This window comes from Siculibacillus lacustris, from assembly GCF_004328075.1.
Taxonomy (GTDB): Bacteria; Pseudomonadota; Alphaproteobacteria; order Rhizobiales; family Ancalomicrobiaceae; genus Siculibacillus; species Siculibacillus lacustris.
This window is the reverse complement of the sequence record NZ_SJFN01000047.1, coordinates 16,211-30,003: the sequence shown is the minus strand read 5'-3', so window position 1 is coordinate 30,003 and position 13,793 is coordinate 16,211. Positions and strand designations below refer to the sequence as shown.

The 13,793-nt window shown below is 68.2% G+C and carries 17 protein-coding genes; 9 read left to right on the top strand and 8 right to left on the bottom strand.

Translation table 11 applies throughout. The annotated features are described in order from the left end of the window. On the top strand, nt 1–248 hold a 248-nt coding region (locus EYW49_RS20980; RefSeq protein ID WP_206365391.1), incomplete at its 5' end, for a transposase. Between the two features lie 243 nt (nt 249–491). On the opposite strand, the gene EYW49_RS20975 is transcribed toward EYW49_RS20980, so the two are convergent. Both EYW49_RS20975 and EYW49_RS20970 read right to left on the bottom strand, forming a co-directional pair. Beyond that, complete coding sequence (locus EYW49_RS20975) at nt 492–1,106, bottom strand: PilZ domain-containing protein (RefSeq protein ID WP_131311587.1); 615 nt, start codon at nt 1,104–1,106, stop codon at nt 492–494. A gap of 99 nt (nt 1,107–1,205) precedes the next feature. Next, nucleotides 1,206–1,874 (bottom strand): PAS domain-containing protein, encoded by a 669-nt coding sequence (locus EYW49_RS20970; RefSeq protein WP_131311586.1) that lies wholly within the window; start codon nt 1,872–1,874, stop codon nt 1,206–1,208. Nucleotides 1,875–2,165: 291 nt separating this feature from the next. Between EYW49_RS20970 and EYW49_RS20965 the strand changes: the two genes are divergently transcribed. Beyond that, entirely contained in the window at nt 2,166–2,870 is a 705-nt protein-coding gene (locus EYW49_RS20965; protein WP_165498357.1) for a rhomboid family intramembrane serine protease, read from the top strand. Between the two features lie 220 nt (nt 2,871–3,090). Further along, nucleotides 3,091–3,522 carry a CBS domain-containing protein gene (locus tag EYW49_RS20960; RefSeq protein WP_131311584.1) on the top strand — a complete coding sequence of 144 codons (432 nt, stop codon included), beginning with the start codon at nt 3,091–3,093 and terminating at the stop codon, nt 3,520–3,522. Between the two features lie 97 nt (nt 3,523–3,619). Here the strand turns inward: EYW49_RS20960 and hisI are convergent, their stop codons facing one another. Beyond that, complete coding sequence (gene hisI, locus EYW49_RS20955; protein WP_131311583.1) at nt 3,620–4,120, bottom strand: phosphoribosyl-AMP cyclohydrolase; 501 nt, start codon at nt 4,118–4,120, stop codon at nt 3,620–3,622. Nucleotides 4,121–4,341: 221 nt separating this feature from the next. On the opposite strand from hisI, the gene EYW49_RS20950 reads away from it, so the two are divergent. Continuing rightward, the gene (locus EYW49_RS20950) at nt 4,342–5,799 is read left to right on the top strand and encodes a catalase (protein WP_131311582.1); all 1,458 of its coding nucleotides are present in this window, start codon (nt 4,342–4,344) and stop codon (nt 5,797–5,799) included. A 132-nt stretch (nt 5,800–5,931) separates the two neighbouring features. Here the strand turns inward: EYW49_RS20950 and folE are convergent, their stop codons facing one another. Further along, nucleotides 5,932–6,561 carry a GTP cyclohydrolase I FolE gene (folE, locus tag EYW49_RS20945; protein WP_131311581.1) on the bottom strand — a complete coding sequence of 210 codons (630 nt, stop codon included), beginning with the start codon at nt 6,559–6,561 and terminating at the stop codon, nt 5,932–5,934. Between the two features lie 214 nt (nt 6,562–6,775). Here folE and EYW49_RS20940 point away from each other — a divergent pair, with 214 nt between their 5' ends. After that, entirely contained in the window at nt 6,776–7,222 is a 447-nt protein-coding gene (locus EYW49_RS20940; RefSeq protein WP_131311580.1) for an iron-sulfur cluster assembly scaffold protein, read from the top strand. 16 nt (nt 7,223–7,238) lie between these two features. Here EYW49_RS20940 and EYW49_RS20935 read toward each other — a convergent pair whose 3' ends face one another. Next, the gene (locus tag EYW49_RS20935; RefSeq protein WP_131311579.1) at nt 7,239–7,856 is read right to left on the bottom strand and encodes an HD domain-containing protein; all 618 of its coding nucleotides are present in this window, start codon (nt 7,854–7,856) and stop codon (nt 7,239–7,241) included. A 25-nt stretch (nt 7,857–7,881) separates the two neighbouring features. Here EYW49_RS20935 and yidD point away from each other — a divergent pair, with 25 nt between their 5' ends. Further along, nucleotides 7,882–8,304, top strand: coding sequence for a membrane protein insertion efficiency factor YidD (yidD, locus tag EYW49_RS20930; protein ID WP_407695494.1), 423 nt, complete (start codon nt 7,882–7,884; stop codon nt 8,302–8,304). A gap of 12 nt (nt 8,305–8,316) precedes the next feature. On the opposite strand, the gene map is transcribed toward yidD, so the two are convergent. Together map and EYW49_RS20920 are read right to left on the bottom strand one after the other, a co-directional pair. Further along, nucleotides 8,317–9,096, bottom strand: coding sequence for a type I methionyl aminopeptidase (gene map / locus EYW49_RS20925; protein ID WP_131311578.1), 780 nt, complete (start codon nt 9,094–9,096; stop codon nt 8,317–8,319). After that, complete coding sequence (locus EYW49_RS20920; protein ID WP_131311577.1) at nt 9,096–9,302, bottom strand: ParD-like family protein; 207 nt, start codon at nt 9,300–9,302, stop codon at nt 9,096–9,098. Before EYW49_RS20920 ends, map begins: the two co-directional genes overlap by 1 nt. Nucleotides 9,303–9,538: 236 nt before the next feature. On the opposite strand from EYW49_RS20920, the gene thrS reads away from it, so the two are divergent. Next, nucleotides 9,539–11,530 (top strand): threonine--tRNA ligase, encoded by a 1,992-nt coding sequence (gene thrS / locus EYW49_RS20915; protein WP_131311576.1) that lies wholly within the window; start codon nt 9,539–9,541, stop codon nt 11,528–11,530. An 82-nt stretch (nt 11,531–11,612) separates the two neighbouring features. On the opposite strand, the gene EYW49_RS20910 is transcribed toward thrS, so the two are convergent. Then, nucleotides 11,613–12,428, bottom strand: coding sequence for an enoyl-CoA hydratase (locus tag EYW49_RS20910; protein ID WP_131311575.1), 816 nt, complete (start codon nt 12,426–12,428; stop codon nt 11,613–11,615). A 381-nt stretch (nt 12,429–12,809) separates the two neighbouring features. Between EYW49_RS20910 and rplM the strand changes: the two genes are divergently transcribed. After that, nucleotides 12,810–13,271, top strand: a complete 462-nt coding sequence (gene rplM, locus EYW49_RS20905; protein ID WP_131311574.1) for a 50S ribosomal protein L13 — start codon at nt 12,810–12,812, stop codon at nt 13,269–13,271. A gap of 2 nt (nt 13,272–13,273) precedes the next feature. After that, nucleotides 13,274–13,756: a 30S ribosomal protein S9 gene (gene rpsI, locus EYW49_RS20900; RefSeq protein WP_131311573.1), complete on the top strand. Its 483-nt coding sequence runs from the start codon at nt 13,274–13,276 to the stop codon at nt 13,754–13,756. The last annotated feature ends 37 nt before the right edge of the window (nt 13,757–13,793 follow it).

The window sequence follows — 13,793 nt, the reverse complement described above, 5'->3', positions numbered from 1 at the left end:
ATATCCGAGAGGAGATGGAGGCTCGTGGCGTCACACCGATGATCCCGATGCGGCGAAGCCGCAAGATCCAGATCCCCGTCGATGACCACGTCTATGCCCTGCGAAACAGGATCGAGCGCTGCTTCAACAAGCTGAAGAACTTCCGCCGCCTCGCCACCCGCTACGACAAGACCGCCGACAGCTACCTCGGCTTCGTCCTCATCGCTGCTGTCCGCCTATGGACGCGCGTATTCGTCAACAGGACCTAGCGGTGGCACCTTGCCTTGCCCTTGCGGAATTCGCTCGCCTTCGCCGATCATTCGAAGCAAATGCCCCGCGACGGCCCGCCGATCCCGAGGCTCGACGAGAAAGGCGCGTCGGACCAGGAGCTTGGACGGATTCGGCATGCGTGATCCGACGCCCTGCGACGAATGCGCCGGACGTCGGATCGGTTAGCGAATGGTGAACGGGGGCGAGGCCGGCACCGCGCGGTCGCGCGATGCCCCTCGGGGTCAGGCGAAGTAGTTCTGCAACGATTCCGCCGAATGAACGATCGTGAACTCGATCGCGATCCCTTCGTCGAAGCGACGCACCACTCGGCCGCGCATCATCCCGAGCGCCACCGGCGTACCGATCGCCGGCTTCGGGTCGACCTGGACGGCGGCGCCGGACGGCGACACGTCGAGGATGCGGCAGCGCATCTCGGTCCCGTCGGGCAGCACCAGCTTGTTGAAAGGATTGCGCGGCACGAAGCGCTCGTGGCGGCGATCCTCGGGCATGTTGAGGATGTGGCGATTGGCGAGCCAAGTGAGCTGCGCGGCGAGCTTGTCGCGCTTGCGCGGCGTCATCGCCAAGGTCATCGCGAAACCGCCGTCGATCAGCCGCACGAGGCGGCCTTCGAGGCGACCGATGTGATCGATGTAGGCGACCACCCGTTCGCCGACCCGTCCGACCGCTGGCACGACGATCGCCGCGCCGCCCGGCGACATGTCGACGACCTGGCAGGTGAACTCGCGGTGGTCCTCGAACATGCAGCGTCCGAGCAGGTTGACCTTCACCCGCTGGTGCATCCGTCGATCGATCGCCTTCGCGGGCGCGGGCGACTCGGTTTTTCGGAGTGACAGCATGGTTCGCCTCGGCGACGGGGAAGATCCACCGAAGAGATTAGTGACCGCGGGTTAACCAGCCGTTGCAGGAGGCACCAGGAAGCGGGGGAAAGTCGTCGATCAGGAAGATTTGCCGCCTTCGAACACCAGGAGATGGCCGACGCGTCGGGTGATCGCCCCGTTGCCCCCGCCGGCGAAGGCACCGCCGTCGGTGGGACGCGCGCCGTAGGGGGAGACCGGAACCGCTTCGATGTCGTCGTCGATCTCGTCGCCGCGCCGCAGGAAGTGCGGCCGCTCGTCGGGCCATATCAGCCGCAGGCTGACGATCGACTGGGCCATGATCGGATGGATGCCGATCCAATAGGGATCGTCCATCGGCAGGAAACTGCCGAGAATCCGCGTCCATCCGCCGCCCTTCTGGCGGATCGGCAGCAGCAGCACCTCGCAGGGCAGCGAGCGCTCGTGCGCCGACCGCCCGGTGGTGCCGATCACCGCGGCGGCGGCGTCCTGGGTGATCGCCGCCAGCATGGTGGCCATCGTCTCGCGGTCTTCGCCGGTCCACAGATCGAGGAAGTCGCGGCCCTTGAGCTCGCGGCCGTAGAGCGCGCAGACCCGCGTGCCGGCGAGGCGGAAGCGGTAGTCGTGGCGCGACGCCGCCTCGAGGATGAAGGTGTCGCCGAGGATCCGGCGGATGTCGGAGGGCTCGATCTCGGTGCGATCGGGCGCCGGCCGCGACCCGCGCAGCCGCTGCCAGTAGTCGTAGAGCTCGCGTGTCGACCGGTGCTTCATGTGCGTCGTCCCTCGTCCACCCGTGGCGGGTTGCGCCGATTCGGCACGCTCGGTGCCGCCCGCGTCCCGCGCGCCCGAAGGCCGTGGCCGGAGAATCCCAGGGATCCCGCGGCCTCGGCGCCCCGTCGTCGGCGGGTTCCGTCCCGATTTGGGACCGAACTCGCCGTGGCGCGTTCATTCTTCGCTAGGGAATGCGAAAGCCGTGCCGCGACCGCCCGTACCGGAACGAGACGGGGGGCCTTCTTTCGCGGGAGCCGACCGCCTATGTGTGGACGACAGGAGGACGCCAGCATGAACATTCGACCCGAGCGCGGCGGCTTCGACGGCCGCAGCCCCGGCCGCGAGCCGATCTTCGACCTGCCGACCGCCCTGGTCGTGATGGTCGGGGTGCTGATCGCCGTCCAGGTCGGTCGCGGCTTCCTCTCGCCCGCCGACGACGTCGGGGTGATGGCCAATTTCGCCTTCGTGCCCGACCGCTTCCTCGGTGAGGCCGCCGAATACGTCTATCCCGGCGGCCGCGGCGCCTGGGCCTGGACCTTCCTGACCTACGCGCTCCTCCACGACGGCTGGGTCCATCTCGCCTTCAACGCGGCGATGCTCGCCGCCCTCGGCCGCATGGTGATCGCCCGCACCGGGCTCGTCCGCCTGCTCGCCCTGCTGCTGGCCGCCACGGTCGCCGGCGCGGCGCTCCACCTCGCGGTGCGCTGGGGCGACACCACGCCGATGATCGGCGCCTCCGGCGCGGTCGCCGGCCTGTTCGGCGCGGTGCCGCGCCTGCTGTTCGCCCCGCCCCATGCGCCCTTGCGGTCGGTCGGCGCGACCCTCGCCGATCCGCGCGCCCGCGCCTTCGTCTTCGCTCTGGTGGCGATGAACGTCGTGCTGGTGGTGCTCGGCACCGCACCTTTCGGGCTCGGCGGCGGGGAGGTCGCCTGGGCCGTCCATCTCGGCGGCTTCCTGGTCGGCTTCCTCGGCTTTGCCGCCTTCGATCGGCACTGAGTACCGCTGACGGCGGGACATCCGACCAATGGCCGATCCCGGCTAAGTGAAATCACAGATCGGGAGGCCCTGCGCCGCTTGCGGGCGGGGGCGGCTCACCGCATCATCACCCCAGGGGTCCGGCTGCGGACGGCCGACCGCGTCTTTCGATCGGCGCCGGACCCACACACAGGAAGACCCGAAACGCGGGTCCCACGTTTCCCTGGGGAGGGGTAGAGACATGACGGTTGCAGCCATTCTTTCGCAGAAGGGGCGCCAGGTCATCACCATGGTGCCGAAGCAGACGCTCGCCGAGGTCTGCGAGACTCTGGCCACCCATCGCATCGGTGCGGTGGTGCTGATCGACGGCGACGGCCGCATCGCCGGCATCGTCTCCGAGCGCGACATCGTCCGGGCGCTGGCCGCCGAAGGCGCGACCGCCCTGCAGCGTCCCGCCGCGACCTACATGTCGGCCAAGGTGGTGACCTGCACCGAGCGCGACACCACCGACCAGGTGCTCCAGCGCATGACCTCCGGCCGCTTCCGCCACATGCCGGTGGTGCGCGAGGATCGCCTGATCGGCGTCATCTCGATCGGTGACGTGGTCGCCCGGCGCATCGAACTGGCCGAGCGCGAAGCCGCCGACATGCGCGCCTACATCGCCACCGCCTGAGGCGGCGACACGAATTGCAGTTCGAAGGGGAGGGCGGGGCGCGCGGGCGGCCCGCCCTTTCGCGTGAGTCCCATCATGGGACGACGGCGGTGCCGTGTCAGGCGTCGCCGGAGGTCGGGCCGTGGTCGTGCCCATGGCCGTCGCCATAGACTGCGCCGGCATCGAAGGCCGGGCGATCCTCGACGAAACGCAGCGCCGCGGCGTCGACCGGCCCGCCGACCGGCGCGGCGCGATAGAAGCACGAGTGATAGCCGCGATGGCACGAGGCGCCGTGACCGGCGACCTCGACCTCGAGCAGCACCGCATCCTGGTCGCAATCGACCCTGAGCGAGCGGACGCGCTGGAGATTGCCGCTGGTCTCGCCCTTGACCCAGATCTTGCCCCGCGAGCGGCTCCAATAGGTGGCGATACCGGTCTCGATCGTCCGCGCCAGCGCCTCGGCGTTCATGTGCGCGACCATCACCACGTCGCGGCTGGCGGCGTCGACCACCACCGCGGTGATGAGCCCCGCGGCGTCGAAGCGCGGCGCGAGCACGGTCCCGAGTTCCAGGGCGTCGTGATCGGTGAGGGTCGGGAAGGAGAGGGCGGTCTCGGTCATGATCTCCCGATACGGCGGCGGCGGGCGCTGGTCAATGGCCGGGCGCGCGCGCAGGCCGACGGGCGTGCGCCACGGGCGCCGGTGGCCCCGAAGGGACTCGGAAGATCGGCGAGCAGGTCGTCGATGATAGGCTGTGACGATTAAAATGGTAGCGATAATCGATTGGACCGATCGATGCGGTCCCGCTTACGGTGCGGTCACCCGACGCCAGGAGGCTTGCGATGTCCGACGAGAGAATGACCACCACGGCCGGCAGTCCGATCGCCGACAATCAGAACACGCTGACCGCCGGCCGCCGCGGCCCGGTCTTGATGCAGGATTGGCAGCTTCTCGAGAAGCTCGCCCACCAGAACCGCGAGCGCATTCCCGAACGCGTCGTCCATGCCAAGGGCTGGGGCGCCTTCGGCAAGCTCACCGTCACCGCCGACATCTCCCGCTTCTCGCGCGCCCGGGTGTTCGAGAAGATCGGCAAGACCACCGATCTGCTGATCCGTTTCTCCACCGTCGCCGGCGAAGCGGGGGCCGCCGACGCCGAGCGCGACGTGCGCGGCTTCTCGATCAAGTTCTACACCGACGAGGGCAATTGGGATCTCGTCGGCAACAACACCCCGGTGTTCTTCGTCCGCGATCCGCTGAAGTTCCCCGACTTCATCCACACCCAGAAGCGCCACCCGCGCACCAACCTGCGCTCGCCGACCGCCATGTGGGACTTCTGGTCGCTGTCGCCGGAGAGCCTGCATCAGGTGACCATCCTGTTCTCCGACCGCGGCCTGCCGGTCGCGCCGCAGTACATGAACGGCTACGGCTCCCACACCTATTCGCTGTGGAACGCCGGCGGCGAACGCTTCTGGGTCAAGTTCCACTTCAAGACCCTGCAGGGCCACCGCCACCACACCAATGCGGAAGCCGCGGCGGTGGTCGGCGAGACCCGCGAGAGCTATCAGGCCGATCTGTTCGGCGGCATCGAATCGGGGCGTTTCCCGCGCTGGTTGATGCAGATCCAGGTGGTACCGGAGGCCGACGTCGGCCGCTTCGACTTCGATCCCTTCGACCTGACCAAGGTCTGGCCCCATGCCCTGGTGCCGCTCCAGGATGTCGGCATCGTCGAGTTGAACCGCAACGCGTCGAACTATTTCGCCGAGATCGAGCAGGCCGCCTTCTCGCCGTCCAACATGGTGCCGGGGATCGGCCCGTCGCCCGATCGGATGCTCCAGGCGCGGATCTTCTCCTACGCCGACGCCCACCGCTATCGCCTCGGCACCCATTACGAGGCGCTGCCGGTCAATCGCCCGAAATGCCCGGTGCACACCTACCACAAGGACGGCGCGATGCGGTTCTTCGAGAACGACACCGGCAATCCGGACGCCTATTACGAGCCCAATTCGATGGGCGGACCGCAGCAGGATCCGTCGGTCGCCGAGCCGCCGCTGAAGATCGAGGGCGTGGCGACCCGCTACGACCACCGCCTCGGCAACGACGACTACGCCCAGCCGCGGGCCCTGTTCGAGCTGTTCGACGAAGGTGAGAAGGCGCGGCTCTACGCCAACGTCGCCGCCTCGATGGGCGGCGTGCCGGAGGCGATCCTCGAACGCCAGCTCGGGCTGTTCGCCAAGGTCCATCCCGACTATGCGGCCGGCGTGCGTGCGGCGCTCGGGCTGGCGGTTCCGGTCCCGGCCTGATCCGGAGGACGGTCGCCGCCGGGACGTCCCCTCCGGCGTCGACCGCGCTCGTGTGCCCGGGCGATCCCTTCGGAAACGACGACGCCGGCCCTCGGGCCGGCGTCGGACGTTTGCGGCGGTCGGGGTCGCGCGTCAGCGCAGGCCCTTGACCATCATCATGAACTTCGCCTGTTCGGCGGCGTCGTCGCGGAACACGCCGGTGAAGTCGGTGGTCAGCGTCGATACCCCGGACTTCTGCACGCCGCGCATCGACATGCACATGTGCTCGGCTTCGATCATCACGGCGATGCCGCGCGGCTTCAGGTGATCTTCCAGCGCCGTGACGATCTGCGCGGTCAGGCTCTCCTGGGTCTGCAGCCGGCGGGCATAGACGTCGACCAGGCGAGCGAGCTTGGACAGCCCGATCACCCCCTTCGACGGGTAATAGGCGATGTGGGCGCGGCCGACGAAGGGCACCATGTGGTGTTCGCAATGGGAGAAGAACGGGATGTCGCGCACCAGCACGATGCTGCCGTAGCCCTCGACCTCCTCGAACACCCGGTCGAGCACGTCGGCGGGGCTCTCGCGATAGCCGCGGTAGAGTTCCTCGTAGGCCTTGACCACGCGCTTCGGCGTGTCGATCAGACCCTCGCGCTCGGGATCGTCACCCGACCAGCGCAACAGGGTCCGCACGGCCGCTTCGGCCTCTTCGCGGCTGGGCCGCGGCACGGGCGCGAAACTCGCAGCGCCCTTTTCACGGCGGGCGTCCACAACGGCGTCCATATGGCTGATCTCCCGATTGTCGAGCAGTTCGCCCAAGTCTACGGTTCCGTTCTGGCTTCGGATCACCCGACTTGGAGATCCCCCCGGGGATGTGGCACCGATACGCGGTACCTCCCTCTCGGTGGCTGCGACGCGGACCATCCCGATCTATATAGTACGGAAAGTGGCCGTCGTCAGGGGGGCCGGCCGCGCGTGGGCGACGAAGGACCGTTCGATGATCGACGACGTGTACAATCGCAAGATCCTGGAACTGGCGGCGGACATCCCGCATCTCGGCCGGCTCGCGACACCCCAGGCCTCCGCCACGACGCATTCGCGCCTGTGTGGCTCCACCGTGACCGTCGATTTGGTGCTTTCGGGCGACGTCGTCGCCGAATTCGCCCAGGAGGTGAAGGCCTGCGCGCTCGGTCAGGCCTCGGCCTCGATCCTCGGCCGGGCGGTCGTCGGTGCACGCATCGAAGACCTGCGCGCCGCGCGGGACGGCCTGCGCGCCATGCTCAAGGACGGCGCCGCCCCGCCGGAGGGACGATTCGCCGAGGTCAAATTTCTGGAACCGGTGCGCGACTACAAGGCCCGCCACGCCTCGACGCTGCTCGCCTTCGACGCGGTCTGTCAGGCCATCGACACCATCGAGGCGGGACGGCGCGACCGCTCGGCGTGAGCCGATCGCGGCGCTGTCAGCCGGCCGCGCGGATCAGCGGCGCCTCGATCGGCGGATGGGTCACCGCCGCCACCGCATGGGCGATGGCGAATTCCGCCTCGAGCACCGCATCGGTCGGCCCGCAGGCCGTGACCACCGCCTGCGACCACACCACGTAGTCGGCGAGACGCTCCGGCGTCCAGCCGGCCGGCGGGGTGCGCACCAGGGCGCGCAAGTTGGAGATCTTGTCGGCGATCTTGACCAGCCGCGCGTCGCGGCAGAGCCCCGGGGCGTGGGCGATCTGCAGGCGCTTGCGCGCTTCCTTGGGCAGGGTCTTGTCGTCGGTCACCGCCATCACCAGATCGGCCACCCGGCGCCCGAAGTCGCGCTCGAGGTCGGCTTCGGTGATCGCGGTGTCTTCGACGGTGTCGTGGAGCAGCGCGGCGATCACCACTTCGACGTCGCCGGGATCCTCCGCCGTGGCCACCAACTCGGCGACCTCGAGGCAATGGTTCACGTAGGGCTCGGCGTCGAGCCCCTTGCGTTGTTGGAACTTGTGGGCCCGGGCGGCATAGTGGGCGGCCTGGGCCAGCCGTGCGACTTCGCGGGTCGCCGACCGACTCGCCGCGGCGGAGTGCGTCGGCGAACGGGGCATGGCATCTGTCTCTGAAGGCGAATACATGCCCACGATGTTGAACCGAGCGGCGCGCATGTGCAATCACCATTCCCCCGACAAAATGCCGCAATGCAGCAAAAATGCTGCAACGCAGCCATGCGAATCGCTTCGCATCCGCAATTCCTGGCGGCGGCCGCACATCCTGGTGGCGCGAATTCTGGTCCGGACCTACCGCTACACGCTGTCGGCCTTGATCGGCCGCTCGTGCCGCTATTTCCCGACCTGCTCGGAATATACCGAAGCGGCGATCGTCCGCTTCGGCCTGTGGGCGGGGTTCTGGATCGGTCTGGCGCGGATCCTGCGCTGCCATCCCTGGGGCGCGTCCGGTTGGGACCCGATCCCCGAGCAATTGCCGCCGGACTCGCGTTGGTATCTGCCTTGGCGCTACGGTCGCTGGACCGGCGCCCACATCGCCGACCGGATGTGACCGGACCGACGATCAGGCCCGGTGTTCCAGCCTCGGCATCTCGTCGCGGCGCAGGGTCAAGACCTCGACGCCGTCGCCGGTGACCGCGACCGTATGCTCGAATTGGGCGGAGAGCTTGCCGTCGGCGGTCACAACCGTCCATCCGTCGCCGGTCGTCGCGACCTTGCGGGTGCCCTGGTTGACCATCGGCTCGATGGTGAAGACCATGCCCTCGCACAGCTCGAGGCCGGTCCCCGCCCGTCCGAAATTCAGCACCTGCGGTTCCTCGTGCATCTCGCGACCAATGCCGTGCCCGCAATAGTCCCGCACCACCGAATAGCCGTTGCGCTTCGCGTGCCGCTCGATCGCGGCGCCGATGTCGCCGAGGCGGGCGCCGGGCCGCACCTGACCGATGCCCTTCCACAAGGCCTCCTGGGCGACCCGCACCAGCCGCCGCGTCGCCGGCGGCACGTCGCCGACCACGTAGGTCTTGCTCGAATCCGCGATGAAGCCGTTCTTTTCGAGGGTGATGTCGAGGTTGACGATGTCGCCGTCGCGCAGGACCGCGCCGGGATCGGGCACGCCGTGGCAGACGACGTGGTTGATCGAACAGTTCAGGACATGTTCGAAGCCGTATTGCCCCTTGCTCGCCGGCCGGGCGGCGAGGTCGACGGTGATGAAGCGCTCGACCAGATCGTCTATCTGGGCCGTCGACAGGCCGGCGAGGGTCAACCCGTCGAGCATCTCGAAGACCGACGCCAGCAACTGGCCCGATCGGCGCATCAGCGCCACTTCGTCCGGGGTCTTGACCATCAGGCGACCGCCGTCGCGGCGAGACGCCCATGGGCCTCGGCGTACTGCATCGTCACGATGTCGTTGAAGCACAGGGTCGGATGGGCTTCCGCCAACATGCCGATCTTCATCCAGAACTCGGCCTGGGCATTGATCGAGCGGCACATCACCGTGCTCGCCCGGCGGGCCTGTTCGTGCAGTTCCTCGTCGATCTTCACGATGCCCATGGCCGCCTCCCGCAAATGCTCCGTATGCGGACCATATATGCTCCGTATGTTCGCCGGTCAATCGGCCGCCGCGGCCGATCCTCGGCGAAGCCCGTGCCGGGACCGATCCGCGTGGTCTCCACCCGCGCGGGAAGTGGACAGTCCGGTCCTCTTCGCCATATAGAACTCCGCGAATCCACCCCCTCGCTTACCCGGGTCCGTATCCGGGAGTGAGCCCACGAGGAGCTGCTGCCCCCATGATCTCGATCACCTTTCCCGACGGTGCCCGGCGCGAGTTCGAGCCCGGCGTGACCGGCCTCGACGTCGCGTCGTCGATCGCCAAATCCCTGGCCAAGAAGGCCCTGGCGATGGAGCTCGACGGCGTCGAGACCGATCTCTCCGAGCCGATCGGCCGCGACGCGCGGCTGCGTTTCGTCACCCGCGACGACACCGCGGAGGCGCTGACGCTGATCCGCCACGACGCCGCCCATGTCATGGCCGAGGCGGTCCAGGAACTGTTCCCGGGCACTCAGGTGACCATCGGTCCGGCGATCGAGAACGGCTTCTATTACGACTTCTATCGCGCCGATCCCGCGACCGGGGCGGCGATGCCCTTCACCGTCGACGAACTGCCGGTGATCGAAGCCAAGATGCGCGAGATCATCGCCCGCAATGCCCCCTTCACCAAGTCGGTGATGAGCCGCGACGCCGCCAAGGCGCGTTTTGCCGCGCTCGGCGAGACCTTCAAGGTCGAGCTGATCGACGCCATCCCCGGCAACGAGGACATCAAGATCTACAACCAGGGCACCTGGTTCGATCTCTGCCGCGGCCCCCATCTGCCCTCGACCGGGCTGGTCGGCACCTCCTTCAAGCTGATGAAGGTGGCCGGCGCCTATTGGCGCGGCGATTCCAACAATCCCATGCTGTCGCGCATCTACGGCACCGCCTGGCTGAACGACAAGGATCTCGCCGCCTATCTGACCATGCTCGAGGAGGCCGAGAAGCGCGACCATCGCCGGCTCGGCCGCGAGATGGACCTGTTCCATTTCCAGGAAGAGGGGCCGGGCGTGGTCTTCTGGCACGCCAAGGGCTGGTCGCTGTTCCAGTCGCTGACCGCCTACATGCGCCGCCGCCTCGCCGAGGACTACAGCGAAGTCAACGCCCCGCAGGTCCTCGACAAGGTGCTGTGGGAGACTTCCGGCCACTGGGGCTGGTACCGCGAGAGCATGTTCCAGGTGCAGTCGGCCGGTGACGAGGCCGACGACAAGCGCGTCTTCGCGCTCAAGCCGATGAACTGCCCGGGCCATATCCAGATCTTCAAGCACGGGCTCAAGTCTTACCGCGAACTGCCGATGCGGCTTGCGGAATTCGGCATGGTCCACCGCTACGAGGCCTCCGGCGCCATGCACGGCCTGATGCGCGTGCGCGGCTTCACCCAGGACGACGCCCACATCTTCTGCACCGACGCCCAGATGGCCGAGGAATGCATGAAGATCAACGACCTGATCCTCTCGGTCTACGCCGACTTCGGCTTCGACGAGATCATGGTCAAGCTGTCGACCCGGCCGGAGAAGCGGGTCGGCTCCGACGCCCTGTGGGACCGCGCCGAGAGCGTGATGACCGACGTGCTGGCCAAGATCGCCGCCGAATCGAACGGCCGCATCAAGACCGGCATCAACCCGGGCGAGGGCGCCTTCTACGGGCCGAAGTTCGAATACACCCTGCGGGACGCCATCGGCCGCGAATGGCAGTGCGGCACCACCCAGGTCGACTTCAACCTGCCGGAACGGTTCGGCGCCTTCTACGTCGACGCCGACGGCTCGAAGAAGGAACCGGTGATGATCCATCGCGCCATTTGCGGCTCGATGGAACGTTTCCTCGGCATCCTGATCGAGAACTTCGCCGGTCATTTCCCGCTGTGGCTGGCGCCGGTGCAGGTGGTGGTCGCCACCATCACCTCCGACGCCGACGCCTATGCGGCGAGCGTCCACAAGAAGCTGGTCAAGGCCGGCTTCCGCGCCGAGGTCGATCTCCGCAACGAGAAGATCAACTACAAGGTCCGCGAGCACTCCCTCGCCAAGATCCCGGTGATCCTGGTCTGCGGCAAGCGCGAAGCGGAAGAGGGCACCGTCGCGGTCCGCCGCCTCGGCAGCCAGGCCAATACGGTGAAGCCCTTCGTCGAGGCGCTCGCCGAGCTCGCGGAAGAGGCGGTGCCGCCCGACGTCAAGCGGGCGCGCGACGCGGATTGAGCGGACGTTTCGTCCCGCGCATCAACGAAGGCGGCCGCAGGGCCGCCTTCGGCGTTTCGGGGGGCGGCGAGCGATCCGCCGCTCACCGCCCTTCCCACACCGGCGCGCGTTTGCCCAGGAACGCCGCGATGCCTTCCTCGGCGTCGCGGGCGAGCAGGTTCTCGACCATCACCCGCGCCGTCAGGGCATAGGCCTCGTCCAGCGTCGTCTCGGCCTGAGCGTAGAACGCCTCCTTGCCGATCTTCAGGGTCAGGGCCGAGCGAGCCGCGATCTTGCGCGCCAGCGCCTCGGTCTCGGGGGCAAGCGCCGCCGGCGCCACCACCCGGTTGACCAGCCCCATACGCCAGGCCTCCGTCGCGGAAATCGCGTCGCCGGTCAGCAGCATCTCCATCGCGTGCTTGCGTGCGAGGTTGCGCGACAGCGCCACCATCGGCGTCGAGCAGAACAGCCCGATCGCCACCCCCGGCGTGGCGAAGGTCGCGGCTTCGCTCGCCACCGCCAGATCACAGGCCGCGACCAACTGGCAGCCGGCGGCGGTGGCCACCCCGCCGACCTCGGCGATCACCGGCTTCGGCGAGCGCACGATCGCCGTCATCAGCCCGGCGCAGGCCTCGAAGGTCGCGGTGAAGAAGGCACGTCCCCCGTCGGCGTCGGCCCGCCGGGCGGTCAGCTCCTTGAGGTCGTGGCCCGCCGAAAACGCCGGCCCGCGCGCCGCGATCACCACCACCTTGACCTGCGGATCGTCGCCGGCGGTATCGACGGCCGCCCGGAGCGCCGCCATCATCGTCGTCGACAGCGCGTTGCGGCGGGCCGGATCGTCGAGGGTCAGGCGCAGGATGCCGTCGGCGAGGGCGGCCTCGAGCGGCGCGGAGGCAGGGGCGGGAGCGGGCAGGGACATCGGGCGGTCCTCCGAGGGGCGAGGGGCGCTACGGCCCCGGGTCTGCGACAGGATAGGGCGCCGGACGGACAAAGACAGCCGCCCCCTTCGGCGGATCGGCCGGCGCAGGCCGGCGCGACGCGCGCGGCACCGCCCAAGGACGCGGTAATATGATACCAATTATCCGGTATCCCGATACCAATCCACCTAAGCCCATGAATTCACGCGCCATATCCGTCTTGAGCCGCTCCCGCAATCGCCCCGTGACGCTTGACAGCGTGGCCGCCCTCGCGTAGTCACCTCCCCGGAGACGGCGGCCGCAGGGCCGTCGCATCGTTTCCGGGGTCGGTCGCATGCGCGAGCCGATCGCCGGGTGGGTTCGACCGGCACGAGGACGAAGCAATGAAGACATATTCGGCCAAGCCGGCGGAGGTCGAAAAGAAGTGGGTGCTGATCGATGCGCAGGGGCTCGTCGTCGGCCGCCTCGCGTCGCTGATCGCCATGCGTCTGCGTGGCAAGCACCTTCCGACCTTCACGCCGCACGTCGATCTCGGTGACAACGTCATCGTGATCAACGCCGACAAGGTTGTCCTCACGGGCAACAAGTACAACGACAAGGTCTATTACTGGCACACCGGCTTCCCGGGCGGCATCAAGGAGCGCACCGCGCGCAAGATCCTCGAAGGCCGGTTCCCCGAGCGGGTGCTGGAGAAGGCCGTGCAGCGCATGCTGCCGCGCGGACCGCTGGCCCGCCAGCAGCTGACCCACCTCAAGCTCTACGCCGGGGCGTCGCATCCGCACGAAGCCCAGCAGCCGACGACGCTCGACGTCGCCGCTCTCAACCGCAAGAATGCGAGGGTCTGAACATGGCCGAAATTCAGTCCTTCGAGGAACTCGGCGCTGCCGTCGGCGCCGTCAAGACCGTCGTCGAGGCGCCGGTCCACGTGCGTAAGGTCGATGCCCTCGGCCGCGCCTATGCCACCGGCAAGCGCAAGAACGCCGTGGCGCGCGTCTGGCTGTCGCGCGGCACCGGCAAGATCACCGTCGACGGCAAGGACTTCGGCGTCTATTTCGCCCGTCCGGTGCTGCAGATGCTGATCCTCCAGCCGATCCTCGCCGCCGCCCGCGACGGCCAGTTCGACATCGTCGCGACCTGCGAGGGCGGTGGCCTGTCGGGCCAGGCCGGCGCGCTGCGTCACGGCATCTCCAAGGCCCTGACCTACTTCGAACCGGAACTGCGCGGCGTGCTGAAGCCCTACGGCTTCCTGACCCGCGACAGCCGCGTCGTCGAGCGCAAGAAGTACGGCCGCCGGAAGGCCCGCCGCAGCTTCCAGTTCTCCAAGCGCTGATCGGTTCCGGATCTCCGGAAGAGCCAAGAGAAGGGCG